The 25,306-nt window shown below is 61.7% G+C and carries 23 protein-coding genes; 17 read left to right on the forward strand and 6 right to left on the reverse strand.

The features are described from left to right. Positions 1-10: 10 nt before the first annotated feature. Positions 11-1,417 (reverse strand): aspartate ammonia-lyase, encoded by a 1,407-nt coding sequence (locus tag J2Y41_RS16385; RefSeq protein ID WP_309930026.1) that lies wholly within the window; start codon positions 1,415-1,417, stop codon positions 11-13. 6 nt (positions 1,418-1,423) lie between these two features. Beyond that, the gene (locus J2Y41_RS16390) at positions 1,424-2,452 is read right to left on the reverse strand and encodes an arginase family protein (RefSeq protein WP_309930028.1); all 1,029 of its coding nucleotides are present in this window, start codon (positions 2,450-2,452) and stop codon (positions 1,424-1,426) included. A gap of 165 nt (positions 2,453-2,617) precedes the next feature. Here J2Y41_RS16390 and J2Y41_RS16395 point away from each other — a divergent pair, with 165 nt between their 5' ends. Continuing rightward, the gene (locus tag J2Y41_RS16395; protein ID WP_309930030.1) at positions 2,618-3,409 is read left to right on the forward strand and encodes an FCD domain-containing protein; all 792 of its coding nucleotides are present in this window, start codon (positions 2,618-2,620) and stop codon (positions 3,407-3,409) included. Between the two features lie 85 nt (positions 3,410-3,494). Further along, a complete protein-coding gene (locus tag J2Y41_RS16400) occupies positions 3,495-4,847 on the forward strand; it encodes an MFS transporter (RefSeq protein WP_309930031.1) in 1,353 nt (450 codons plus the stop codon). Positions 4,848-5,043: 196 nt separating this feature from the next. Here the strand turns inward: J2Y41_RS16400 and J2Y41_RS16405 are convergent, their stop codons facing one another. Beyond that, positions 5,044-6,087 carry a restriction endonuclease subunit R gene (locus tag J2Y41_RS16405; RefSeq protein WP_309930032.1) on the reverse strand — a complete coding sequence of 348 codons (1,044 nt, stop codon included), beginning with the start codon at positions 6,085-6,087 and terminating at the stop codon, positions 5,044-5,046. Between the two features lie 66 nt (positions 6,088-6,153). Between J2Y41_RS16405 and J2Y41_RS16410 the strand changes: the two genes are divergently transcribed. Continuing rightward, positions 6,154-6,582 carry a hypothetical protein gene (locus tag J2Y41_RS16410; protein WP_224166262.1) on the forward strand — a complete coding sequence of 143 codons (429 nt, stop codon included), beginning with the start codon at positions 6,154-6,156 and terminating at the stop codon, positions 6,580-6,582. Between the two features lie 52 nt (positions 6,583-6,634). Here J2Y41_RS16410 and J2Y41_RS16415 read toward each other — a convergent pair whose 3' ends face one another. Both J2Y41_RS16415 and J2Y41_RS16420 read right to left on the reverse strand, forming a co-directional pair. Beyond that, the gene (locus tag J2Y41_RS16415; RefSeq protein ID WP_309930035.1) at positions 6,635-7,507 is read right to left on the reverse strand and encodes a ThuA domain-containing protein; all 873 of its coding nucleotides are present in this window, start codon (positions 7,505-7,507) and stop codon (positions 6,635-6,637) included. Positions 7,508-7,595: 88 nt separating this feature from the next. Next, positions 7,596-8,861 (reverse strand): ROK family protein, encoded by a 1,266-nt coding sequence (locus J2Y41_RS16420; RefSeq protein WP_309930037.1) that lies wholly within the window; start codon positions 8,859-8,861, stop codon positions 7,596-7,598. 105 nt (positions 8,862-8,966) lie between these two features. Here J2Y41_RS16420 and J2Y41_RS16425 point away from each other — a divergent pair, with 105 nt between their 5' ends. From J2Y41_RS16425 to J2Y41_RS16480, 12 genes are all read left to right on the forward strand, one after another. Further along, positions 8,967-10,037, forward strand: coding sequence for a Gfo/Idh/MocA family oxidoreductase (locus J2Y41_RS16425; protein ID WP_309930038.1), 1,071 nt, complete (start codon positions 8,967-8,969; stop codon positions 10,035-10,037). Next, complete coding sequence (locus J2Y41_RS16430; protein WP_309930040.1) at positions 10,034-10,816, forward strand: hypothetical protein; 783 nt, start codon at positions 10,034-10,036, stop codon at positions 10,814-10,816. The genes J2Y41_RS16425 and J2Y41_RS16430 overlap by 4 nt, the downstream gene beginning before the upstream one ends. A gap of 98 nt (positions 10,817-10,914) precedes the next feature. Beyond that, entirely contained in the window at positions 10,915-11,931 is a 1,017-nt protein-coding gene (locus tag J2Y41_RS16435; RefSeq protein ID WP_309930043.1) for a VOC family protein, read from the forward strand. A 133-nt stretch (positions 11,932-12,064) separates the two neighbouring features. Beyond that, a complete protein-coding gene (locus J2Y41_RS16440; RefSeq protein ID WP_309930045.1) occupies positions 12,065-13,054 on the forward strand; it encodes a fumarylacetoacetate hydrolase family protein in 990 nt (329 codons plus the stop codon). 13 nt (positions 13,055-13,067) lie between these two features. Beyond that, entirely contained in the window at positions 13,068-14,060 is a 993-nt protein-coding gene (locus tag J2Y41_RS16445) for a cyclase family protein (protein ID WP_224094076.1), read from the forward strand. A gap of 29 nt (positions 14,061-14,089) precedes the next feature. Then, positions 14,090-15,226 (forward strand): FAD-dependent monooxygenase, encoded by a 1,137-nt coding sequence (locus J2Y41_RS16450; protein ID WP_224094077.1) that lies wholly within the window; start codon positions 14,090-14,092, stop codon positions 15,224-15,226. Next, positions 15,223-16,227: an amidohydrolase family protein gene (locus J2Y41_RS16455; RefSeq protein ID WP_224094078.1), complete on the forward strand. Its 1,005-nt coding sequence runs from the start codon at positions 15,223-15,225 to the stop codon at positions 16,225-16,227. The genes J2Y41_RS16450 and J2Y41_RS16455 overlap by 4 nt, the downstream gene beginning before the upstream one ends. Continuing rightward, complete coding sequence (locus J2Y41_RS16460; RefSeq protein WP_224094080.1) at positions 16,224-17,189, forward strand: fumarylacetoacetate hydrolase family protein; 966 nt, start codon at positions 16,224-16,226, stop codon at positions 17,187-17,189. Before J2Y41_RS16455 ends, J2Y41_RS16460 begins: the two co-directional genes overlap by 4 nt. A 150-nt stretch (positions 17,190-17,339) precedes the next feature. After that, complete coding sequence (locus tag J2Y41_RS16465) at positions 17,340-18,836, forward strand: MDR family MFS transporter (protein ID WP_396133553.1); 1,497 nt, start codon at positions 17,340-17,342, stop codon at positions 18,834-18,836. A gap of 20 nt (positions 18,837-18,856) precedes the next feature. Then, the gene (locus J2Y41_RS16470) at positions 18,857-20,473 is read left to right on the forward strand and encodes a GMC oxidoreductase (protein ID WP_309930050.1); all 1,617 of its coding nucleotides are present in this window, start codon (positions 18,857-18,859) and stop codon (positions 20,471-20,473) included. 191 nt (positions 20,474-20,664) lie between these two features. After that, positions 20,665-21,039: a MarR family transcriptional regulator gene (locus tag J2Y41_RS16475; protein WP_224095110.1), complete on the forward strand. Its 375-nt coding sequence runs from the start codon at positions 20,665-20,667 to the stop codon at positions 21,037-21,039. Further along, positions 21,036-22,304 (forward strand): MFS transporter, encoded by a 1,269-nt coding sequence (locus J2Y41_RS16480; RefSeq protein ID WP_309930052.1) that lies wholly within the window; start codon positions 21,036-21,038, stop codon positions 22,302-22,304. The genes J2Y41_RS16475 and J2Y41_RS16480 overlap by 4 nt, the downstream gene beginning before the upstream one ends. Positions 22,305-22,359: 55 nt before the next feature. On the opposite strand, the gene J2Y41_RS16485 is transcribed toward J2Y41_RS16480, so the two are convergent. Further along, complete coding sequence (locus J2Y41_RS16485; protein ID WP_263422280.1) at positions 22,360-22,947, reverse strand: GntR family transcriptional regulator; 588 nt, start codon at positions 22,945-22,947, stop codon at positions 22,360-22,362. 229 nt (positions 22,948-23,176) lie between these two features. On the opposite strand from J2Y41_RS16485, the gene J2Y41_RS16490 reads away from it, so the two are divergent. Then, positions 23,177-24,130: a succinylglutamate desuccinylase/aspartoacylase family protein gene (locus J2Y41_RS16490; protein ID WP_309930058.1), complete on the forward strand. Its 954-nt coding sequence runs from the start codon at positions 23,177-23,179 to the stop codon at positions 24,128-24,130. Positions 24,131-24,133: 3 nt separating this feature from the next. Next, a complete protein-coding gene (solA, locus tag J2Y41_RS16495) occupies positions 24,134-25,291 on the forward strand; it encodes an N-methyl-L-tryptophan oxidase (protein ID WP_309930059.1) in 1,158 nt (385 codons plus the stop codon). The last annotated feature ends 15 nt before the right edge of the window (positions 25,292-25,306 follow it).

A 25,306-nucleotide genomic window follows, 5' to 3' on the forward strand; every position in this document is an offset into this window, starting at 1 on the left:
CGCCGAACGGTTAAGTTGTGAGCGGCGAGCAGGCACTCGTTACGGAGCTTACGAGGGCATGTGCTTGGTCTTGAGAGATGAGTCCTTGTTCAACGGCCAGGTCAGCAATGTTTTGCCCTGTAGCTGCAGCTGCCGCTACCAGCTCGGTGGCTCGTGTGTACCCAATGCTGGGGTTCATGAGGGTAGCGATGCCCAACGATCGCTCCACTGAATTCCTGAGATGCTCGGGGTTTGCTGTAATTCCTTCGACGCATCGTTCCCTGAGTGTGTTCATCGCAGAGGACATGTTCATGATGTTGTCGAAGAGCGATCGGGCGATGATGGGTTCGAAGGCGTTTAGTTGCAACTGCCCGGATTCAGCTGCCATAGTGATCGTCACGTCGTTCCCAATGACATCGAAAGCTACCTGGTTCACGACCTCGGGGATAACGGGATTTATCTTTCCCGGCATCATGCTTGAGCCCGCTTGCACGCCTGGAAGGTTTATCTCATTCAAGCCCGCCCTGGGCCCGGAGGACAGCAGGCGCAGGTCGCTGCAGATCTTGGAAAGCTTCGTTGCAGTTCGTTTTATGACTCCTGATACCTGTACGAAAACCCCAACGTCCTGGGTTGCTTCTATGAGATCCTCGGCACCCCTTATCGACTCGATTGCAGTCAGCTCGCGAAGGTTGCGGAGGACGATTCTGCGGTAATCGTGGTGAGCATTTAGTGCCGTGCCGATGGCGGTCCCGCCTATGTTCAGTTCTGTCAGGAGTTCCCGGGCCTCTTCCAGCCGGTCGACATCCTCGCGCAGGGTGTGCGCGAAAGCGCGGAATTCCTGCCCAAGCGTCATTGGTACCGCGTCCTGAAGCTGGGTTCGGCCGACCTTGGGGTACTTGTCGAACTCGACTGCCTTGCGGCTGAAGGATGCGCTCAACTCAAGGAGAGATTCGCTGAGTGTGCCCAACATAATGTGGACCGCCACCTTCAACGAAGTCGGGTACACGTCGTTGGTACTCTGCCCAAGATTGACATGCTCGACAGGGTGCAGGATGTGGTAATCGCCCTTTTCTGCCTTGAGGAAGTTGACCAAGGCTATATTGGCGATGACCTCGTTGGCATTCATGTTTGTTGAGGTTCCTGCACCACCCTGCACCGGGTCCACCACGAACTGATCCAAGTACTGACCATCTCTGATTAGGTCACAGGCGCTCGAGATCGCGTCTGTCTTCTTCTTGTCCAGAAGCTTGCACTCGTGGTTGGCCTGTGCCGCCGCCTTCTTAACGAGCGCCAAAGACCTAATGAAGTCCGGGTACCGCGAAATTCTGTCTCCCGTGATGGGGAAATTTGCCAGTGCGCGGGTGGTGTGAATCCCAAACCAAGAGTGGTCCGGTACTTCCAGGAAGCCTAAGAGATCGTGTTCTGTCCGCTGCTCCATGTGCGATTAATTGCCCATCGCGGACGCGAGAGCAGTGCCAGAAAGATCAAGGCTGCGACCCTTCCGAGCCAGGTACCTTGGATTGAGCACAGCCCTGCCGGCTGTCTCAATCATCAACTGGGTGCCTAGAAGGGAGGTGTTATTGGATGCTACGTCGAGCATGGGATTGATCTCCACGACATCGAATCCCACGAGCTCATTCTTGGCCACAATGGCGAAAATCGTCTGACGCAGTTCTTCATAGGTGAGTCCATCGGCTTCTGCGGACGCACAGCCCGGGACCAGCGGAAGATCAAGGATATCGATGTCAACACTGACGTATACCTTGCCATTTGCGGGGAGGGCATCGGTTACGGACTCAATGCCACGACGGCGGTATTCAGCCATCGTGATGACATGGTTTCCCCGTTCTCGTGTACGCTCCAAGTCATCCACGCTGGCGCGCAGTCCTCGGGCACCTACTTGAATCATCGTTCCCACGTTGGGCAGCTTGCCGATCTTGAGCATGGGACTGCCGTTGCCGTACTCGGCGCCGTGAACGAAGGGCCGGTAGTCCAGGTGCGCATCGAAGTGAACGATGTTAATGGGCTCTTCATACGCACGGACAACTCCGTATGTCACGGCGTGGTCCCCGCCCATGACCAGAGGGATGGCGCCGGCCTCAAGGATTTGGGAGGTGGAGCGCGTGATGTTGCGGTAGGTCGCCTCCAGATTGGTGTAGATGATGTCGACATCGCCGCAGTCTGCGATGCGCCCATTACCCATTTCATACTCAAGGAACCGTCGACCGGTTTCGATGTCGAAGTATCCAGCCTTCTTTTGCATTTTGCCGTAGCCGGCGTAGCGGACCGACATTTCCCGCATTTTCCGAGGCGCCATACGGGCTCCCGGATACCAAGGTGAACCTTCGTCTGAGGGGATGCCAAGAATGGCCAAGTCGGCATCGAGGGTTGAAAGGTCTTGAACGATCGGGGATCGCATATAACTCGGGATTCCCACGAAGGGGAGGTTGAGGCGTTCTTCCTGGTTCGACATGATTTTCTCTTTTCAATCAAGAGGTGGCTCGGGGCGTCTAATCGCGCCCTTCGGTTGAACTGGGCGTTGTGCTGTCACGGCTAAGAGTCGGCCGGATTGCTTATGCATCCAATATCCGCGATTGACGCACGTCTGTCAATAATGACAGACAGTTATCATAATTCTATGAGTATCACTAACGAACCAGATGAGGCGGGGGCGAGGCTGCTGGACGGGAAGCTCCTTGTTCTGCTGCTTGCCATTGACCAGGCCATTGGGCCGATCGGGTCCCGTCAGCTGGTGGCTGAGCTCGGGGATCAAGGGTTCTCCTATACGGAGCCGACTATGGCCCGGAGGCTGCGTGAGTTGGATTCGCTGGGCCTCACGGTCAAAGTCGGCTCCAAGGGGCGGACCACAACGCGGGAGGGTGCCGCCCGGGCAAGGGAGTACCACCAAGGCACCGCGACCATTGAGCGCGTCCGGGACGCCTCAGTAATCCGGACGAGTCAGGATCTGCTGAATCTGCTTTACGCCCGTCGGGCGGTCGAGCCCGAGGCTGTTCGCAGCGCCCTGGCCTCATCGGAGAATTTGTCAGAAAAGCTGGGTAGCTTGGTCGACCTTCATAAGGAGCAGGTCAATCACCGTGGAGCGTTTCCGCATGCAGCGGCGCTCAATTTTCACCGCGAGATAGCGGAACACGCCACAAATCCGGTGTTGAAAGCGATGCTGGGGATTGTTTTCAATGACAGCACCGACCGGGTCGAACGCACGCTGGATACCATCCTGGTCGCCCACCATCACGATGCCAACAGTGTCGATGAGCATGCGGCGATCGTTCAAGCGATGGCGTCAAGGGATGCTGATCTCGCCGCAAGCCTGATGCGGGAGCACATAGACCGGCTGGTCGGGGAGGTGCTGCGTTTCGTGGCTGAGCATGACAGTGCACTCGTCGAACAGCTGCTGGCCACCCATCACTGAAGAAGGAGGACCGTGCAGAAACTTTCATGAAGGATAAACGTCTATCAATATTGACAGATGGCGTGGCGCGTCCCACACTGCTTGTATGACACATCACCCAGAGTCAGGAACAGTAGTGGAACAAACGCGCACAGCCCGGGAAAGCGGGCCTTCGCAGACAAAGAAGCCGCATCGAACGCGTGTCAGGTGGACCATAGTCTTCCTGGTCTTCCTTGGGATGCTCATCAGTTACATTGACCGCGCGAACTTGGCTGTCTCGCTGCCATATCTTAAGGAAGACCTAGGCATTGCGGCTGGTCTCAGCGGACTAATCCTGGGGGCTTTCTATTGGACCTACGCGGCATGCCAGATGCCCTTGGGCCGATTGGTGGATCGCGTGGGGCCTCGGTTTTTGTTTGCCGGCGCCGTTGTCTGGTGGTCCATCTGCACAGCGTTGACCTCAGCCGTCAAAGGGTTTGGAGGGCTCTTCGGACTCCGCCTTCTGCTTGGAGTCGGTGAAGCGGCGGCTTTCCCTTCAGGGATCAAGACTGTCGGCACCTGGTTCCCTTTGTCCGAAAGAGGACGCGCCAGCGGAATCGTGGCTAGCGGCGCCCGAGCCGGATCCCTGCTGGCCCTTCCCGTTGTAACGGCGCTTATCGCATTCGTAGGTTGGCGGGGATCCTTCATCATCACCGGTGCTATTGGAGTGGTATGGGCGGTCGTTTGGGTCCTGTACTACAGGTCGCCTGAGAAGCACTCCAAAGTTTCGCCGGCCGAACTCGAATTCATCACCGAAGGCCGTAGCACTGCGGACGATAAGCGGGAACCAATCCGTTGGACCAAGCTCATCAAGAACCGGAATGTAACGTCAGTTGCCTTGGGGTTCTGGTGCGTGACTTTCGTTGAATACTTCTTCATTACATGGTTCCCGACCTATCTGGTCCAGGATCGAGGATTCAACTTACTTCAGCTCGGCGTTCTAGGCATGATCCCCGCAATTACGGCTCTTATTGGGCAGTATCTGGGCGGTTATACGACAGATGCCCTGCTCAGACGAGGCTGGTCCGTCACCCGGTCACGCAAGACCTGCATTATCGTTGGATCGCTCCTCTCAAGTGTCATCGCTTTCGCTGCCATCGCCGAAAGCGCCGCAGTCGCTTTAGCGCTCCTGTCGATTTCTACCGCATCCATCATGTTCGCGGTCGCAAGCATCTACTGCCTCCCAGGTGACCTCTCCCCACGCAAGGAGGGCGTGCAGTCCCAGGAAGGGTCAATCGCCGGAATTATCAACGGCATCTCCAATACCGCCGGCATCGCAAGCCCGGCCATCATCGGCTTCATTCTCGGAGCGACAGGGTCCTTCGTTTACGGGCTCTTCCTCGCCGGAGCCATTGCGGTCCTGGGCGTCATCTTTTTTGCCTTCGGTCTGAAGAAAATCGAACCAATGACCATCGACTAGACGTTCCCAACAGCTACTTTCACCAGCGTCCGGGAAATGCATCATTCCCCAACATCCCCAAGACTGCAACTCAGGCAGTAGAACAAGCTGAACCCCACATGGACGTCCATGTGGGGTTCAGCTGATGTCGCATCAAGCAAGACCGAGTCCTGCCTGAAGCATCCCAATTCAATGAACTGGGCCGTAGCTCGAAGGCTCACATTGTAGGGCTACCGGCCCTACCGCCGGCGTTCGCGGTCGCGGCGGCCGCGCCTGTGCCCAAGGCGTCCTTGGCAAGCTCCAGATGCCGTCTGGTCATGCCCGTGGGATCGTCCTGGAGCCATTCGTGACCTCCCCATTCGCTGGTGAGCGTGCCCGCAAAGCCTTCCTCACCCAGGAGCCGGCCGAGTTGCTGAAGCGGCCGGGACACCCGCCCGTCAGTATCCTGGAGGTCCCAGAATTTCAGGTGGAACGCGCCTACGAGCGGCAGGATTCCCTTGAGTTCCGATGCGTCACTGCGTCCAAAACGGATCACCAGGTTCATGAAGAGGGTGTGGATCGCGGGTGGAACCACATCTGAGCGCAGTGCCGTAACGACGGCGTCGTGGGTCGCCGGGTCTTTCCAATCGGTCTCCAGCCGTGCAAGTAGGTCCGCTGCCACACCGGCCTTTGCCAGTTCCTCTAGATAGGTCACCGGGAGCGCAGGCATCAACATGCTGATGTCCACCAGGACCCGGATCCGATCGTCGTCCAGGGACGAGATGTGGTCCAAGGCAGGCAGCACCTGGGGATTCCGCGGGTGCTGTTGGCCTTGGATTTCCTCGAAGAGAACAAGGTCGAGGTCGTGCAGCAGTGGTTGGACCAGTTTGAGCAGTTCCGGTCCGGCCTGTCCGATCGGAAGCCGGACCCCTGTTGCCCCGACGCGGTGGGCGGCTTTGAGTTGCGGTAACAGGAACTCCAGCCGTTGGGCGGTGGTGCGGCGTGCCGTCGTCGTCAAGTAGTCATCAAGACTGCAGCCGACGATGCTCACGCTGCCACCCGCTGCCTCCATAGCGCTGCGGAAGGCGCCGACTTCCTGGTCCTGTGGGGCAGGAAACGTCCGCCACAACAGCCCGGGTTCCAGTTCCACAACTGTGGCGATCCCTGCTTTGGCAATGCCGGTGACGATCTCGGCGCTGGTCCTTTCGGATGCGATGATTTCCGGCGTCCAGTTGAAGGCGCTGGCAGCCATCGTCCATCCCGAAGGTAAGAGGGTTTCCATGGGGAGCCTTTCCATATAAGTATCTTAATGACAAACTTATGTCACTTTCAGACAAAGGAGCATGTGATGTTGAAGAACGCCCTGCGCGAGGATGCCTTGAGCTTTGGTCCGGATGGATTTGAGCTTCGGTTGGGCCTTCCATGGATTCGTTCAATGCCGCTGTCCTCTATCCGGGGCCTTTCCGTCTCCGTGGATGGCTGGTCTCCGGCGGAAGGGGAGTTGCGGGTCAGGTTGGGTCAACGGGCCATCCCCGCGGATGCCTTGGCGGGAGAGTCTGGTTGGTGGTTCATTCAGGACCGCCTGGTGATCCTGTTCCCGGTCAACCGGTTCCGTGATCGCAGTGGCAACGTGCGGAAAGTGTCCGTGGACTTCGAATTGATCGTTCCGTACCTGCGTGGTGGGGCAGATGGGCCGCTGGTCCTGCCCTTCCACTTGGAAGCGATGTTGCAGGCCTCGCAGGTGGTCCCGCGGGGAGTCTCGCTCGACGTCGCCTAGAAAGCGGATTTACGGACGGGGTGTGCAGGCTGGCACACCCCGCCGTTTCATGTCACTTCTGCGTTGCAGGCTCTCCGGCCTCCACCCACTCCGTGAACATCTTGCGGACCATGGGTTCCAACGTTGTGGGCCACCAATCCCCGCCCTCCACAGCTTGTCCCAGGTCCTCGGGGGTTGGAACAGTGACTTCGCCTGTGGCCGCCCACTCCGCGCTGCGTGGGAAGAGTGCTCGGAAGGCGGGGTGGCTCATCGCCTGTACATTGTGGCCGATACCTATGGAGACGGAGCGGCCCGCACCGTATTCCACGGCCCACGCCACCGGATGCTCGTCGCCCATGCCCGGCATGCTCCGCCACTGCGCGGGCACCTGCGTGTAGCGCAATGGGTTGTCCCAGCCCTTGAGCAGGATGGTCTTCCTGACGCCTTCGGGCCATTTAAGTCCCACGTAAAGGTCGTCGTTGTAATGCGGGAACTCGCTGGGCCACCCTTCCGTGATGGGGTGCGCTTCTGCGGTGTGGATAAGAAAATCGTTGTTGGGTGCCCGGCGCGAGGTATCCTCGCGCATCACACCGCCCAGAAGGCGTTCATACTCGGGATCCCAGCCCACCCCGCCGGCCAGCGTCGGATGGTAGGCAATGAGGCCTTTGCCGCCAGCCACGAAATCGAACAGGGCTTGTTCTGCCGCCTGGCCGAACCGCTCCTCCGGCACGTCGCGCCAAGGATCATGGCGGCCGTAGTAGTTCAGCACGACGAGGTCGTAGGGCTTGAGGGTGCCGGCTGTTGCTCCGCGGAATTCTTCGGTGACACGCACCTCGAAACGGCCGGTTTCTTCCAATGCCGCCTTGAGCGCCGGGGTGGTCTGACGCCAGTCGTGGTGGACATCGGTCATGCCGGTAATGATCAGCGTCTTAATGGTTGCGGGCATTCGTGGGACACTCCTTCGTGACTCGACTTATGATCCGAAGATACATGCTTAAGTCGGAATCAGGAAGAAGTTTTCCGCCGTAAGTTGCCTAGCTCAACGTCAGGGTTTTGATCGGGCCTGGCTTGCCTTGGGCAAACCAGCGCGGGAACGTGGCCTCAAAGAGTTGTTCGCGCGCCAGCTCAGCGCCGCCCCGCAGGGGTTCGCGTTCGTCGTTCACGGACAGAAGGATCCGCAGGTCCCTGGTGGCCAGTGGCAGGGACAGTTCGTAAACGCGTTGCCGCACTTCAGCGAGGTACACCTCGCCGGCGGATGCCATGGCCCCGCCGATCACAATGATCCCTGGGTTGAACATGTTGACCAGGGCTGCGATTGATTCACCCACAACCCGTGCCGAGCGCTGAAGCAGGCGCACTGCCAGCGCATCACCGCTGATGGCCGCCAGTGCGATGCCCTCGGGCGAGAGGGGCTGCCCCTTCTCGACGGATGTGGCAAGTGGGCCCGTGGCGCCTTCCTTGATGGCAAGTTCCGCATCACGGATCAATGCCCAGCCTCCGGCGACGGCTTCCAGACAGCCGACCTTTCCGCACCGGCAGAGTGCGTCCGAGTCCGGCACACGAACATGCCCGATGTCGCCGGCCGCACCGTTGGCGCCCCGGTGAATGCGTCCCTGCGATAGCAGTCCGGCGCCGATGCCCGATCCGATCTTGCAGTAGATGAGGTCGGCGTATGCGTCGCGCCTGCGCGCCCGTTCACCCAGGGCGAGCAGGTTGACGTCGTTGTCCACCCAGACCGGAGCGTCAAAGCGTTCCTCGAAGGGGGTGCGGATGTCCGAACCGTTCCAGCCGGGCATGATCGGCGGCGCCACCGGCTGTCCGCTCTCGAAGTCAACGGGGCCGGGAACGCCCACAACCACAGACCAGGCAGGCAGTTCCACGGCGCTTCCAAGGAGGTCATCCAGGAGCTCCATGGCGGCCTTCAAGGTCTCCGCCGGTCCGCGTGCAATGTCCCACTCGCGGTGCCTCTGGTCGATGATGTCTCCGTCCAGCTCCGCGTAGCCCACCCTGATGTGCAGGGCGCCGAGGGCGCACACGATGATCCGTCCTTGCTCTGAGCGGAAGCGGAGCGTCCTGGGTGCGCGGCCTCCCGACGAAGCGCCGAACTCGCCGTCCCCGAGGAAGCCCATCTGGATCGCCTGGTCCACCCGTTGCGTCACCACGCCCCGGCCCAGGCCGGTAACGCGGCCAATTTCGGGACGGGTTGTTGCTTCCCCCGTGCGCACAAGGTTGACGATGCGGAGCAAGCTCGTGACTTCGTCTGTCTGCGCACCGAACCGGAGTGTGGAATCTGTGGTCATAACTCAAAATTGTCCCACAAGAAGGTCACTAATGTGCGGAATTTGGTGCACTATAGCCAGAACCGAATGAACTTAGGAATGATGCTGACAAAAGGAGTACGCGTCATGACATGGAAAGTGGGTTTCCTGGGCGCCGGGCCTGGCGTCGCGGCCCTTCATCTTCCAACGTTGGGCCGTTTGGACGATAAATTCCGGGTGGCTCACGTTGCGGATGCCGGCAGCGGGCGTGCACGAACACTGGCTGAACCCCTGCATGCCAGCTGGTCAGCCGGGGACGGGGAGCTGCTGGCCGACCCGGACGTCGAGGTTGTGGCTATCTGCAGTCCACCGGCGGAACATCAACGCCAGATCATGGCGGCGGTTGGGGCAGGCAAGAAAGCCATCTTCTGCGAAAAGCCTTTGGCCACCACCAAGGAGGCGGCGGAAGGTGTTGTGGCTGCCTGCCGCGCCGCCGGCACCGTCTTGATGGTCGGAACCAATCACGCCTACGATCCCGGGTGGCTGCTGGCACGTCACCTGCTTGAGGAGGAGCAGGAGGGGCCTGAGTCCATTGCAGTCACGCTGGCACTGCCGCCGAACGGCCGCTACCATCAGCTGGTCTCGGAGAATGGCTCCGCCCAGGCCCAGACGCAGGCCCATGCCCAGGCCCAGGCCCCGGCCCGGGAGCGGCCCGACACCGCAGATCCTGGCGTTGCCGCCCACATCGTGAAGCAGCTGCTGACCGGTCTTGCCGTCCACGACCTTCCTGCGGTCCGGCATTTCGCGCCGGATATAGAGGCCGTCCAGTACGCCCGGTTCGTTCCGCCGATCGGATTCGCGGTGGGGTACAAGGCCAGCGGCGTCAACGTCCAGTTGGCCCTGACCATGCTGCCCGCGGGCCCGGATGTCCTCTGGAGGGTGACGTTTTCCTCGCCGGAGCAGCGGTTGGATCTTGAGTACCCGCCTCCTTTCGTCCATGCAGGCAGCGGTCGTGTCATTGTGGCGCGGGCCGATGGGTCCAGGATGGAGCATCCGTCAGTGGAGCAGGATGGCTATGAGGCGGAGTGGCTGCACTTCGTGCACCTCCTCGAAGGCACCATTGCTGTGGACTACGACCAGATCCTGACAGATGCCCTGTACCCGCTGGAGCTGGCCGATGCGGTCTTCGCCACCATGACCACAGGAGGCGTGCAGTGAGTGGGGCTCGAGCCGTTGTGGCCACGGCGCGGAATTACCGGGCCGCCGTCGCAGAGCTTCGCGGGAGTGCACATCACAGTGATCTCGTGCCGGGCGCCGTGGTGGTTATTCCCGGTGGAGGTCCGTGGTGGACATTGCTGTTGGAAGCGCAGGCAGCGGGGGCGGCGGCCGTCGTCGTCTCCAATCCTGGGCGCGTTCCTCCCGAGGCAGGGTCTGCGCTGTCGGCTGACGCTGTCACTCTTCCCGTGGTTGTGGAGAGGCCGTACGCGCGGGCGGACATCCTTGCCGATGCCCTCGACGCGCGGGCCCGAAATGCTCCGACGATGGTGACGGTGGAATGCGCAGCGCCTGCCCCGGACCTGGGGGCGACCTTGCGTGACGGGTTGCGGTGGGCCGCTGTGCTGGCAGCAGGGCAGCTCAGCTACTGCGTCGGTGGGGACGGCACCTTCCTCCTCGAGGCAGCCGGTGTGTCCGGCCCTGTTCCTGTGACCGCCGGGGTGCGGCTGTTGACAGGGGATGCGCGTGATCCGCTGCTTCGGGTGATGGCCTTGGGGGAGGTCCGCTCGGAGATTGAGTCTGGAAGGGTTGGAGCGGGCGTTCGCCTTGAGACAGCCACCCTCAACGGGACAATCCAGGCTCCACTGCGGTACGAAACGCCGGCGCGCCTGGCGCTCCGCAGGGCCTTGGATTCCTGCCGTTCGGGCGAGCGGCCCGACGATCTGGAACACCTCCTCAGCGATCACGACCTCGTCGCGCATCTCCTCGAACCGCATAAGTAACACTGATCTTCGGCATAGGTAATATCCCCTTCCCTGATGCGCTGCAGGGGCCAGAGACTTGATGTGGGCAGATTTACAGACCACTGAAAGGATCGAAGATGATCAAGCTTCTCTCCCACCTCTCCTACGTAGCAATTGCCACTCCCGACGTCGAGGCCTCCGTTGATTTTTACGTCAACCAGGTGGGGCTCAAGGTTGTGGACCGCGTTGACGGCGCCGTCTACCTCCGGTGCTGGGGCGACTACTACCGCTACAGCGTGGTTGTTGTTCCGGGCGAAGAGCCGGCACTGGAAACCATGGCATGGCGGACGTCCAGCGCCGAAGCACTGGACGAAGCGGTGCGACGCATCGAAGCGGCAGGGGCTAAAGGCGAATGGACTGACATCCATGGCATTGGCCGTGGTTACCGGTTCGTGGGGCCGTGGGGCCACAGCATGACACTGCACTGGGACGTTACGCGATACCAGGGTGAGGGCCAGGATCTTTCCATCTACCCGGACCGCCCGGCGCGCCGCAGCAAGGTGGCAGGCGCACCCCGCCAGCTGGACCACGTGACCATCGCAACCAGTGACGTGGACGGGTTCGCCAAGTGGTACAACGAGGTTCTTGGCTTCCGCATCATGGCCCGGACCGTCCTGGACGAGGCCCCCATCTCGGTGTTCTCCGTGCTGACCACCAACGAGAAGTCCCACGACCTCGGCGTGGTCCTGGACGGCTCCACGCGCGCTGGACGCATCAACCACTACGCCTTCTGGGTGGATACCCGCGAAGAACTCCTGATCGCCGCGGACACCCTGATGGAAAACGGCATTCCGATCGAATATGGCCCCTCCATCCATGGCATCGGCGAGCAAAACTTCCTCTACTACCGGGAGCCGTCAACCCTTCGCATCGAGCTCAATACGGGCGGCTACCGCAACTACGTTCCCGACTGGGAGCCGAACACGTGGACCCCGTCCATTGGTTCGAACAACATGTACCGGAACGGCGCCATGCCGATGTCCATGACGGAGTCCTTCCCTCCGGCAGACGGCCCCAGCGCCACCGAAGAGGGCGTTCCGGACGAGATCAAGGAAGCCCTGTTCAACCCCTACGCCCGCCAGGGCCAGGGCTAAGACTTCACGGTTATCACCGGCATGGGCATCCATGCCGGTGATAACCGCTATAACCACAAACTGATTTACTTATGTCGAATTCCGACATTAAATGAAAGTGGACCGAGGACGGTCCACGAGGGGAGTTACGTTCATGACGACGACGTCAGGCCAGTTGGAAGCACCGTTCGCACTCGCGCGTTACCGGGCCGGGGACGAGGTACGGCTAGGGCTCATTGCCGGTGACCGGATCCGGCCGCTGGGTCCGCAGGAGCTGGGTGCCGCCGGTCTCAACGCCTTCCTGGCCACGCCTGACTGGGACCGCCTGGAAAAGCTTGCCCAAGGCGAGGGTCCCTGGCTTCCGCTGGAAAGCGTTGTTCTCACGGCTCCTGTGGAACCCAGGCAAGTGCTGCAAACGGGTGCCAACTACAGGACGCACGTGATCGACCTCGTCGTCGCGGGGTTGGACAAGAACGACCCCCGCACACCGGAGGAAGCCCGCGAATGGGCCGGCAAGATGATGGACGACCGCCAGGCAAACGGTGAGCCCTATTTCTTCATCGGCCTTCCTGCCTGTGTGGTTGGTGACGATGTGCCGCTGGTTCTCCCAAGCTACAGCGAGAAGCACGACTGGGAGCTGGAGCTGGCTGTGGTCATTGGAAAAGAGGCCTTCAGGGTTGGCCGCGAAGAAGCAATGCAGCACGTTGCCGGGTACACGGTGGTCAATGACATCACTACACGGGACCTGGTTTTCCGACGCGACATGAAGGAAATTGGCACGGACTGGTACCGCGGCAAGAATGCGCCTGGGTTCCTGCCGACAGGCCCGTTCCTTGTACCGGCGCAGTTCGTGGATCCTGCCAAGCTGAAGGTGCGGCTTGAACTCAATGGTGATGTCATGCAGGACGCAACAACCGATGACCTCCTCTTTGATATCCCGGCACTGGTCTCTGCCGCTTCGCAGAATATGCCGCTCCTGCCGGGGGACCTCCTGCTGACCGGAAGCCCGGCGGGCAACGGTGCCCACTGGGGAAGGCTGCTCCGGGACGGCGATGTCATGACAGGAAGTATCCAGGGCCTTGGAACGCAGGTAGTGCGCTGCGTCGCCGAGCCAGTCGCCAGCCAAGCAGCCGGGCAAGCCTAGGGTGGGCGGGGCAATGAACCTGGATAATCCCGACCTGCTGGACCGCACCGACCCCGAAGGCGAAATCTCCCGCCGTGGCAAGGCCTACCGGAACTGGGGGCGGTGGGGCGAAGACGATGTCCTCGGCACGCTTAACTTCATCGACGCTGCCAAGCGGAAACAAGCGGCTGCATTGGTGCGGGACGGCGACGTCACCTCGCTATCCCAGCCCTTCGATATGAATGGGCCACAAAAAGGCTGGCGTCGGCGCACCAACCCGGTGCACACCATGCTGGACACCGGAACGGATGCCGAGCGGGGCACGCAGGGCTTTCCCCATGGATTGGGCGGTGCGGATGATGTCATTTCCATGCCGCTTCAGTGCTCCACCCAATGGGACGGACTCGGTCACATCTTTGACCACGGTGCCGCCTGGAACGGGCGAAGGGCCGGCGACGTCGTCACGAGCGACGGCGATCTTGTCACCGGAATCGAGCACGCGGCGGCGGCTCCTGTCTCCCGCGGTGTCCTGCTGGATCTAGGCCGTCACCTGCATCCGGAAACGGGCGAGCTGCCGGACGGCTACGCGATCTCCACGGCAGATCTGGAGTCCTGCATCGAAGCCCAGGGAGCCAGCAGTGTTGTTGGCACGGGCGACATCGTGCTGGTGAGGACAGGACAGTTGACCCGCGCGAAGCGGGATGGCTGGGGCGATTATGCCGGAGGCCCGGCGCCTGGACTTTCCTTGACGACGGCCGGCTGGCTGCACAGAACCGAGATCGCGGCCATCGCCACTGACACGTGGGGCTTCGAAGTCCGTCCGAATGAGTTTGATGTTCCGGCCTTCCAGCCACTTCACCAGGTGGTCATTCCCAACATGGGACTCACGGTAGGTGAGTTGTGGGACCTGGACGGCATCGCGGAGAAGTGTCGTGAACGCGGCCGCTACGAGTTCCTCCTCGTCGCGGCTCCTTTGCCGATCACAGGTGCCGTTGGTTCGCCCATCAATCCCATCGCGATCCACTAATCAACCCGATAACAACCCAAGGGGTAATCATGACAGCAGTCCAGAAGGTAGCGATCGCCGGCAGCGGTGTTGCTGCCATGGCGGCCGCCATCCAGCTCGCAAAGGCGGGGGTCGCCGTCGACGTTTTTGAAGTAAAGCCGGAACTGAGCGCCCTGGGCTCGGGCATCACGCTGCAGGGCAATGCACTGCGCGTCTTCGACTCCCTGGGTGTCTGGGAAGACGTGCGTAAGAAGGGTATGGCTTTCGAAGGGCTGACCTTGCGGGCTCCCGGACCCGATGCGCCCGTCATCGCCCAACTCCCCGAGGTGAAGACCGGGGGACCGGACTACCCCGCCTGCATGGGAATGTACCGTCCCGACCTCGCCGGCATCCTGCTGAAGCACGCCGAAAAAGCCGGAGCGAAGGTCACCTTCGGAGCCAAGGTCACCGGATTTGACGTCCGTGATGACCAGAAGGTGGAGGTCTTCGTCAACGAGGCCCCTGCGGGAAGCTACGACCTCCTGATTGGTGCGGACGGAGTTAATTCCTCTGTTCGGGGACTCATGGGCATCGACACCGCCCCCGAAACCACTGGTATGGGCATCTGGCGTGCCTTCGTCTCCCGCCCCAAGGAAGTGGAACACAGTGAGCTCTACTACGGCGGACCGGTATACATTGCCGGATACACGCCCACGGGCGAGGACACGATGTACGCATTCCTGGTCGAGAAGGCGCAAGACCGTTTCGGGGTTTCGGATGAGGAAGCCGTAAACATCATGCGCGGGGAGTCCATGGCCTACGGCGGCCCGTGGGCTTCCATCCGCGAAGATCTGGGTTCGGCTGCGAAAGTCAACTACACGTGGTTCACCAAGCACCTGGTGCCCGGCCGCTGGAACCGGGGCCCGGTGGTGATCATCGGCGATGCCGCCCACAGTTGCCCGCCCACCATCGCGCAGGGTGCAGCACAGGCGCTCGAAGACGCTGTGGTTTTGGCTGAATTGCTGATTGGCTCGGATGCCCTCGATGACAAGCTCTGGGACAGCTTCCACGAGCGTCGGGTTCCGCGCGTCCAAGCTGTGGTGGATGCATCCGTTCAGCTGGGCCAGTGGCAGATCGAGGGTAAGAAGGACGCAGACGCCCCGGGCTTGCTCTTCGGCATTGCGGAGAAAATGGCGGTGCCGGCATGACGACCGATGTTCACGCCCATGTGCTCCTGCCCTCTCTTCAGGCTGAGGTTGAACGGCGTGCCCCTGAGGCTTTCAAAGCGGCGGCGGACCTGGAGGCGCGACGGAACGGACCCGAAAGTCTCGCTGCTTCCGGACGCATGATCGGCGAACGGTTCCCTCGGCTGACAGATGTGAAGGCCCGCCTGGGTGCCATGGATGCGCAAGGGGTGGACCATCAGTGGGTCAGTGCGTCCCCGAACCATTTCTATCCCTGGGCCGAAGAAGGTCTCGCCGTGTGGACCGCCACAGAGGCCAACCGCCTGGTTGCGGAGCACGTCGCCCAGGCACCGGAGCGGCTGACCGGCCTGGGTTTGGTGCCGCTGCAGCACCCGGAACGCATTGTGGAATGCGTGGATGACGCCATCCTCGGCAGGGGTCTTGCCGGCATCGAAGTTTCCTCGTTTGCCGGCGACGTCGAGTTGTCCGATGAACGGCTGGAACCCCTCTGGTCGCGGGTGGAGGAGTTGGGTGTCGTGGTCTTCCTGCACCCTTTCGGCTGCAGCCTGGATGAGCGCCTGGATAAGTTCTATCTGTCCAACACCGTGGGCCAGCCAGCCGAAAACGCCGTAGGACTTTCGCACCTGATCTTCTCGGGAGTGCTGGACCGTCACCCCGGTCTGAAAATCCTCGCCGCCCACGGCGGTGGATATCTGCCAACGGCCATCGGCCGTTCCGACCACGCCTGGCGGGTACGTCCGGAAGCCCACGGTTGCAGTAATGAGCCATCGAGCTATTTGCGACGGATCTGGTTCGATACGGTGGTCCACGATCCATCGGCATTGCGCCACCTCGTGGAAGTCGCGGGGCCCTCCCAGGTCCTCATGGGTAGCGATTTCCCGTTCGATATGGGGTCCGATGATCCTGTTGCCGAGGTCCGCGCCGCCGGGCTGCCGGATGATGTGATTGACAGGATCCTTTCCGGCAATGCCGAGGCATTGTTGGCGCAGCGGGTGCGGGCATGAAGATTGCGCGCTGGCAGGACGGCGCCGAAACTGGCGAGGGCTTCATCATTGGGGACAAGGCAGTACCGTTTCCCAATGGCCTGCGGGTTGCAGAGGTCCTGGCCCGCGGTCTGGCAGGCGCCCGTGAACTGTTCGGTCGGGTGAACCACGACGGCGGACGGCCGCTGGGCGCTGTCCAGCTCCTTGCGCCGTTGGTTCCGGCGGCGATCAGGGATTTCGTTGCCTTCGAGGAACATGTTGAAGGCGTCAGTGCTTCCGTTGACGGCAAGAGCGAAGTGGTGCCTGAGTGGTACGAGGCGCCAACGTTCTATTTCACGAATCCCCATACGGTGTTGGGGCCTGGTGAGCCTGTCATTCCGCCGGTGACGCAGCGACTCGACTTCGAGCTGGAGATCGCTGCCGTGCTGGGTGGTCCCGGAGGCGCCAACCTTTCCGGCCATGGGGCTGCCGAAGCTATTTTCGGCTACACAATCATGAACGACTGGTCCGCGAGGGATATCCAGTCGAGGGAAATGAAGGTCCGCCTTGGCCCTGCCAAGGGAAAGGACTTTGGCACCAGCCTTGGGCCGTGGATCGTCACGGCGGATGAGTTGGAACCGTACGTGGACGCTGATGGATTCCTGGCACTGAGGGCAGAGGTCTTCGTCAATGGTGAACGGGTGGGGGAGGACCTGGTCTCCAATATGGGGTGGACCTTCCCCGAGCTCGTCTCCTACGCCTCGAGGAACTCGAGGGTGGTTTTTGGCGATGTCCTGGGCTCCGGCACCGTGGGCAATGGCGGATGCCTGGGTGAACTGTGGGGTCGCCGCGGCGAACTTAACCCTGCACCGCTCACTGCTGGCGACGAAGTGCGCATGGTGGTGGAAGGCATTGGTGAGTTGACAGGTACGGTGGGTGCCGCCGTCGAGGGCCCTCTTGTGCCTCGAGCGAGGAACCGAAACCGCGCCCGCTCCAGAGTCTAAGAAGAACAATCTTTTGTTGCTTTTAGACCAAAGTGTGATCTAAAATGAAAGTGGCGTCGGGATCCCCACCAGGATCCGTTCTCGGCAGTGAGGATGCTGCCGAGGCACAGACCGTCGCGTCGACAGCCCGATCGTTCGGGCAGAAACCCCATGCCACTTTCTACTTTGAGACTTCGGTTCCTCGTCGCCTCCCTCTTGAGCGTGTCCTTCCTGGGGGCACTGGACCACACGGTGGTCTCAACTTCACTTGCCACCATCGCCGGGGAACTCGGCGCCCTGGAGCTTATGAGCTGGGTTGTGGTGGGATACACCCTCGCCAGTACCGTCCTGTTGCCCGTGCTGGGAAAACTCGGGGACGTGCTGGGGCCGCGACGCGTCTTTCTCGCTTCCCTGGTGATCTTCCTGCTCGCATCCCTGGCCTGCGGATTCGCCGATGACATCACCTGGCTGGTTGCATCCCGGGTGATCCAGGGAATGAGTTCAGCCGGGCTGCAGCTCATGTCCCAGACCATTGTTGCCAACGTGACCACACCGCGTGAGCGTCCGCGATACCTGGCGGCCATCGGGGCGGCGTTTCCAATTGCGATCCTGGTAGGGCCCGTCCTCGGCGGAGCGATCACAGACTACTGGGGCTGGTCCTGGGTTTTCTGGATCAACATCCCCGTGGGCGTTGTTGCCTTGGTTTTGGCCTTTATTGCGGTTCCCCGACTTGAGCGGGGCCAGATTCCGAGGCACTACGATGTGGCCGGTGCATGCGCCTTCACGCTGGGCCTGGTCTTCCTGGTCCTCGGCGTCACATGGACCGCCGAACGAAGCCTTGGTGTACAGGCCATCAGCGCCCTGGCCGTCAGTGTTGTGGCTTTGATGGCCTTCTTCATCATCGAGCGCCGCGCCCCCGAGCCAATCGTCCCTTTGCGGTTCTTCGCCAACAGGACCATAGCCGCCGGCACCGCGCTCTCGGCGATTATCGGCGTCGGGCTTTTCTCCATCACCGCGTACCTGCCCACCTATTTCCAGATGGCCTACCGGATCAGCGTCACAGTATCCGGGCTGGTGCCCATAGCCACGGTCCTGGGCATGCTGGTCAGCAACCTCCTCACCGGATGGCTTGCCAGCCGCACCGGCCGCTATCGGATCTTTCCCATTATTGGGACGTGCATGGGGGCGGCAGGGCTGTTTGTCATGGCATGGCTGCCGATCGGACTTCCCCTGTGGGTGCCGATGATCGTCATGGGCTTCGTTGGAATGGGGACCGGATCGTTCATGAGCCTCATTGTTGCGGTAGTTCAAAGCGCCGCACCGGCCAACCAGACCGGAAGCATCACAGCAACGGTCAACCTCGTGCGGCAGGTTGGCTCCACCGTAGCCACCGCCATTATTGGCGGAACCATTGGTTCAGGCGTCGCAGCGCTGCTCCCCGCAGGAATGGACGCCGCGAACCTCACGCCCCACGCCGTTCACCAGGCTCCGCCTGAAACCCAGGACGTTGTTGCGGGAATCTATGGGGCTGTGTTCTCTCCGATCTTCATCGCGCTCGCCGTTACCTATGCCATTGGCATCATCGCCGCCGTCCTGCTGCCGCAAGGACGGTTGGCGGACGAACCACAAAGCACCCGCCCAGAAGTCTCCGAAACCCTTTCGGCCTGACCTTGCACCAAGGAGAAACAATGTCCAAGAATCCGACCATTGCCATTGTTGGCAGCGGGCCGATCGGCTCAACGTACGCACGGTTGCTGGTTGAAGGCACCCCCGACGCCCACGTGATCATGTTTGAAGCCGGCCCGCAGTTGACCGGCCGGCCAGGCGAAAGCGTCCGCAACATTGCCGACCCCGATCAGAAGGCCAGGGCACGGGAGATGTCGCAGGGGCCGCAGTCCGGCGCGTTCCGGGAGTCGTTGGGTATTCCTGCCGGGACCGTGACTGAAGGCATGTTCACCGCCCGCCAAGGTACCCACCTCCTTGACTTCGGCGGACCGGGGTCGGCCCACGCCGAAACTTTCCCGGCCGCAGCGGCGGCGACCAACGTCGGTGGGCAGGGGGCGCACTGGACATGCGCAACGCCGTCGCCGGCTTTCAGCGAGAAGATCCCGTTCATCGCCGACGACGAGTGGGAGAACCTCATCACCTCGGCGAAGGGCCTCCTCCATGTGCAGAGCGCAGCGTTCGCCGATTCGGGAGTCGGGGCCGCCATTCGGTCGCTCCTGGAAGAAGAGTTCGCCGGCGAGCTCCCGGAGGGTTATGGGGTGGGTACCCTGCCCGTCGCGGGCGATCCCCAGCCTGACGGTTCCATGCGATGGGCAGGTGCCGATGTTGTCCTCGGTCCACTCATCGATCCCGGGTCTCCGTTGTCCGGGCGCTTCGAACTCCGTGATCTCACCCTGGTACGCCGGGTGGAAACGGAGGGAAAACGGGCCACCGGTGTCACTGTGGAAAACCTTCGCACGGGAGAAACCACTTTTGTCCCGGCAGACGTAGTCGTGGTGGCCGCGGATGCATTCCGGTCGCCGCAACTGCTGTGGGCTTCCGGCGTTCGGCCTGCCGCGCTGGGCCACTACCTCACGGAACATCCGGTGGTCATCTCCACAGTCGCCCTTGATCCGGAGAAGATGGAACGGTTTGCGAGCGAATCGGATCTGGAGGCCGAACTTGCACGGCGCGCCCAGAACCCAGCCGATCCCGTGGCTGCCGTCAACCGGATCCCCTTCTCCGAACCGGAGCATCCCTTCTCCGTCCAGGTCATGTATTCCGAAACAACACCGTTCCCCATGGCCCCTGATGCTCCTTACGCACGGAACCGCTGGGGCTACGTAAATATGGGCTATGGCATGCGCAAGCACCCGCGTTTTGAGGACGGCGTGACTTTTGACGACAACGAGCTGGACTATCGCGGTTTCCCGAACATGACCATCAGCTACGCCCTCACCGAGAGGGAGCACGTTGAAATCGAAGATGCCACCGCACGGCTGCTCCGGGCGGGCAAGGCGCTGGGGGTCTTCGTAGCAGAACCGCGGCTCATGCCAAACGGCTCCAGCCTCCACTACCAGGGGACTATGCGTATGGGCGCATCCGACGACGGTACGTCCGTTGCGGACCCATGGTCACGTGTATGGGGCTACGGAAATTTGGTGGTCGGTGGGAACGCGCTGATTCCGACGGCTACTGCCATGAACCCGACCCTGATGAGCGTGGCCATCGCAGTGCGCGGCGCCCGGAAACTGGTGGAGGAGTTCGCCGCCGCCCCGGGCTCGTCGGTCAACGAAGAGGTGGTCCATAGCAGGGCGTGACTGTGGCATTGGCCTGATCACATTCCGTGGACAGGCCGCCGGGGGAGGAGCATAATAGTTAGCGGAGCTAATTAGCACTGCTAACTATTATGCCAAACCTCAGGAGGCGTCTCCCTGTGAGCGCAGCTATCGACGACGGACCGGCGGAGATTCAAGCCGACGTCCTTGCCATTGATCTTCGAACCGCAGTGATGCGAACATCACGCAGGCTGCGAATCGAAGCGACCGGCGAGGTGATTACCCCTGGGCAGTACACGGTGCTCGCCCACCTCAACTCCGGTTCGCAGACGTTACGGGAACTGGCCGAGCTGGAGCACGTCCAGGCACCGTCGATGACCCGGATCGTGAACGCCCTGTCCGGGCAAGGTTTCGTGTCACGGCAGGCCAACCCCGAAGACGGCCGGCAGGTCCACATCAGCATTACTCCGGCGGGCCAGGAAGTCCTGGCCGAGGCCCGCAGCCAGCGGACTGCCTGGCTGGCCCAGCGCGTAGCGGGACTCAGTGCGGAGGATCGGCTGACGCTCAGCCGGGCCGCGCGCATCATGCAGGAGATGAGCGCCAAGTGAGTGCCATGTTCCGTGCCCTCGAGAGCCCCAATTACCGGCTTTGGGCTGGTGGTGCGCTGGTGTCCAACGTCGGCACCTGGATGCAGCGGGTGGCACAGGACTGGCTGGTCCTGACGGTCCTCACGAATCACTCCGGAACCGCAGTGGGCATCACCACGGCGCTGCAATTCCTGCCCATGCTCCTTCTTGGGCCGTATGCGGGCGTCCTGGCCGACCGATACCGAAAGCGCGTGATCCTCCTCTGGACCCAGACGGCCATGGGAATCTGCGGGCTGATCGTTGGCCTTCTGGTGGTAACGGGCGTGGCCCAGTTGTGGCACGTCTACCTCGCCGCCCTTGCCTTGGGACTGGCTGCCGCAATCGATGGCCCGGCCCGTCAGGCGTTCGTGTCGGAACTTGTTGGCCCGGAGAAGCTCTCCAATGCCGTGGCGCTGAACTCTGCGTCCTTCAACAGCGCCAGGCTGACCGGCCCTGCCATCGCCGGAGTGCTCATTGCGTGGATCGGCACGGGTCCGGTGTTCCTTCTCAACGCAGCGAGCTTTGTGGCCGTCATCGTTTCCCTCTCCCGGGTTAAGGCCGCCGAGTTGCAGCCGGCAACGCCAGTGGCCCGCGGCAAGCACCAATTAACCGAAGGCCTGCAGTACGTGCGCCAACGCCCTGACCTGGTCCTCATTTTGCTGATGGTGGGGCTGTTGGGTGCCTTTGGCATGAACTTCCAGGTGACGAACTCCTTGATGTCCACGGCGGAGTTTGGCATGGGGCCGGAGGAGTTTGGTCTCCTTGGCTCCATCATGGCCGTGGGAACACTCGGGGGTGCTTTGCTGGCGGCCCGCAGGTCCGGCCCGAGGCTCCGTTTCATGCTCGGCGGCGCAATGAGCCTTGGCGCCTTCACCATCCTGGCGAGTATCTCGCCGACGTTCTGGATATATGCAGCAGTACTTGTTCCGGTAGGGCTGGCGTCCATCACGTTCCTGAACAGTTGCAACACCACCATCCAGTTGTCCGTGGAGCCGCAATTCCGTGGACGCGTCCTCGCCCTGTACTTGGCCATCCTGCAAGGCGGCACGGCAATCGGAGCACCCCTCATGGGCTGGATCGGCACGGAATTCGGAGCCCGCTGGGCTGTGGCATCCGGCGGGGTGGTAGTCCTTTTGACCGCCGTCGCTTGCGTGGTCCTGGTCAGCCGTCGCAGCCAAAAGACGCTCCGTGAACAGGTGCGCAGTGCATGGCTGCGGAGGCGGGCGACCCAAGCGTCGTCCAGCTAGCGGACCTCAAGCTGCCTCTTGTGAACCATGAGAGGCCGTTCGCTGTATCCAGATATTAGATCTGGTAGTAGTGCTCTTCGAGACCCTTGATGAGCAGTTCGGGCTCCCCGCTCATTGCCGCGTCGACCAGCAGGAGATGCCTGTCCGCCTGGCTGTCGGCCGTACCAACGCCGCGCCGCATTATCGGCACCATCATGACCGCGAGAAGCGACTCCAGACTCTGCCACGCCTCCACCAGTTTGGTCTTTGGCTGCTGATTCATCAGCGTTCCATGGAACTCACGGTCCAACCTCATGAGATCGTCTACGTCCTCCGGCAGACGAAGCCCCCGCATGCGCTCGGCGATGCGCCTTAGCTCTTTCTCAACCTCCACGGGCGGGGGAAGTACCGCGTGCATGGCCGCCCGCCCTTCGAGCGCTGCGAAGACTTCCCCGATCTCGGCGATGTCGCCATCGCTGAAGTATCGAACCCTATTACCCGAACCCGGCGAGAATTCGACCAGCCCGGTTGCGGCAAGGCGCGTCAGGGCCTCGCGGACTGTCCCGCGGCTTACAGACAGATCTTCGGCGAGCCTCTTTTCCACAAGATGCCGGCCGGGGTCGAGGGTCCCCAGGATGATTTCCCTCCTGATTCGGTGCGCCACTTGATCCACGAGTGTTGTTCGCTCCGCAACCCGAGGCGCAAGCGTTCTCGCGAGAGACGTCCTTGCTGGCTCAGAGGAAGGTTGACTCTCCATTGCGCTCACACCCCTATCGGCTAATGGCAGCCACCCGCACTTTGGAGTGGGCCTTGACACTAGATCACCAAACGATAGTATCAAACAATCATGTCGGACACGATTGTCCGACACTTCGGTCGGATAGGACACCCAAATGCATGGTGGCTTCGGAAGCCAAGAGCCCGTGATTCGCGGCCACTTCCACATCCCTGCTCTCCCTGGCGGCGGTTTGGATGTGCCGTACATCGAGATCCATGGCCGGGAGACCGGGCCTCGGCTGACGGTTCTCGCAGGGGTCCATGGCTGTGAGTACGCGGCCATGGCTGCCCTGCGGGAGTTCGTTTCGGAGGTCAATCCTGCGGAACTGAGGGGGATCATCACCGCGGTTCCCGTGGTCAACGTCCCGGCTTACATGGGCCGAACGCCCTTCGTCGTTCCAGTGGATGGCAAGAATCTGAACAGGTGCTTTCCCGGCGACCCGAAGGGCAGCTTTTCGGACGTGCTGGCACACCATGTGTTCGAGCGCTTCATCCGGGGAGCCGACTACGTCATAGACCTGCATTCCGGAGATCTGCCGGAAGCTATTGAGCCGGTAGTTATTTACGACGAGTCACCCGTGGGTGAGGCTGCGCGGCGGATCGCGGTGGCGTACGGGACCCAGCATGTGATCAGGCAGCCTTCCGACGCGCGGGTCACAACCGGCACCACGAGTTCTGCTGCCGCAGATGCCGGTATTCCGGCGATCACCGCTGAGGCAGGAGGCAGCGGGATCATCGACCCCAAGGCTGTCGCCATTCATGTCATGGGCCTGCGTAATGTGGCTGCGACCCTGGGAATGCTCCCCTATGACGTGGAGCAGACCCGTGGCCAGACCGAGCACCAGCAAGGGTGGAGTTGGATTCGCTCGCCGGTGGGTGGTTGGTGGCAACCGACCGTCGAACTTGGCAAGCCTGTCTCCAAGGGCGGGCTTCTTGGACAGGTCAGTGACCTTTTCGGCGACGTCATCCACGAAGTAAGGGCGAATCAAGCCGGGATACCCATGATCATCACCACGAGTCCCGCGATCGCCGCGGACGGACTCGTGATGGTCCTAACCCAGGAGGTTTAAGAAATGAGCACCACCAAGAAGAGAGTGGCCGTCATCGGGCTCGGAACCGCGGGCAGCATGTCCGCCTGGCGCCTGGCTTCACGGGGCGTGGATGTAGTCGGGTACGAGCAGTTCGGAATTGCCCATGACCGTAGCGCCCATGCGGGCGAATCCCGTATCTTCCGCACCGCCTACTTCGAAGACCCTGAATACGTGCCGTTGCTTCGAACTGCCAAGGCACTCTGGCAACAACTCGAGGGTGAAACAGGCACCAATCTGCTCACACTTGCCGGCAATCTCATGCTGGGGGAGTCCTCATCGCAGATGGCCAACGTCAGCAACTCAATCGATAAGTTCGGGGTCGACGCCTCCATCATTCCGCTCGACGAGGCACGCACCCGCTGGCCGCACCATCCGTTCCACGAGGGGGACGCCGTTGTCCTTGACCGTGAAGCAGGTTATCTTCGCCCTGAGCTTGCGGTGCTGAAGGCCGCGTACCGGGCTGAGTCGCTGGGCGCCCAACTACGCACCTACACCCCGGTCGAAGGGGTGGAAGTCAAGAACGGCGGGGTCTGGGTCAGCGCCCATGGACGAAGCGAGCGATACGACCACGTTGTAGTCACTACCGGCCCCTGGGCGGCGAAGCTGTTTCCGGAACTCGCGCCACTCGTGCAGGTTCGCAAGGCGGTATCAGCGTGGTTCGTCACGAAGGAACGCGGGGCATTTGATCCGGCCAACTTCCCATGCTTCATACGCACAACGCCTGAAGAGTTCTATGGACTGCCGGCGATGGACGGAAACGGGCTGAAACTAGGCCTGTCCGGCACCGTCAACCGTCTGGTGGCTGACCCCGACGCCCTCGACCGGACAGTCCCCGTCGACGAAATAACGGCATTCAGGCAACTCGTCGCCGATTCCTTCCCGGCACTCTATCCGGATCCTGTCCGGGTCGCCGCCTACATGGAGGGCTACACCCAGGACGGCCACGGGATCGTTGGGCGGCTTGGTAGTGAGGACCGCATTAGCGTCCTCACGGGCCTGTCCGGGCATGGGTTCAAGCTTGCACCTGCGCTCGGCGAAATCGCCGCGGACTACGCCCTTCAAGGCGCCAGTGACAACACGATCCCGCTCATAAGCCCTGACCGGCTCCTTGCGGTCCAGACCTCGACGGCGAACCCGTGAGGTGACGCAAGGCCC

It is taken from the genome of Arthrobacter sp. 1088 (assembly GCF_031455315.1).
Classification (GTDB): Bacteria; Actinomycetota; Actinomycetes; order Actinomycetales; family Micrococcaceae; genus Arthrobacter.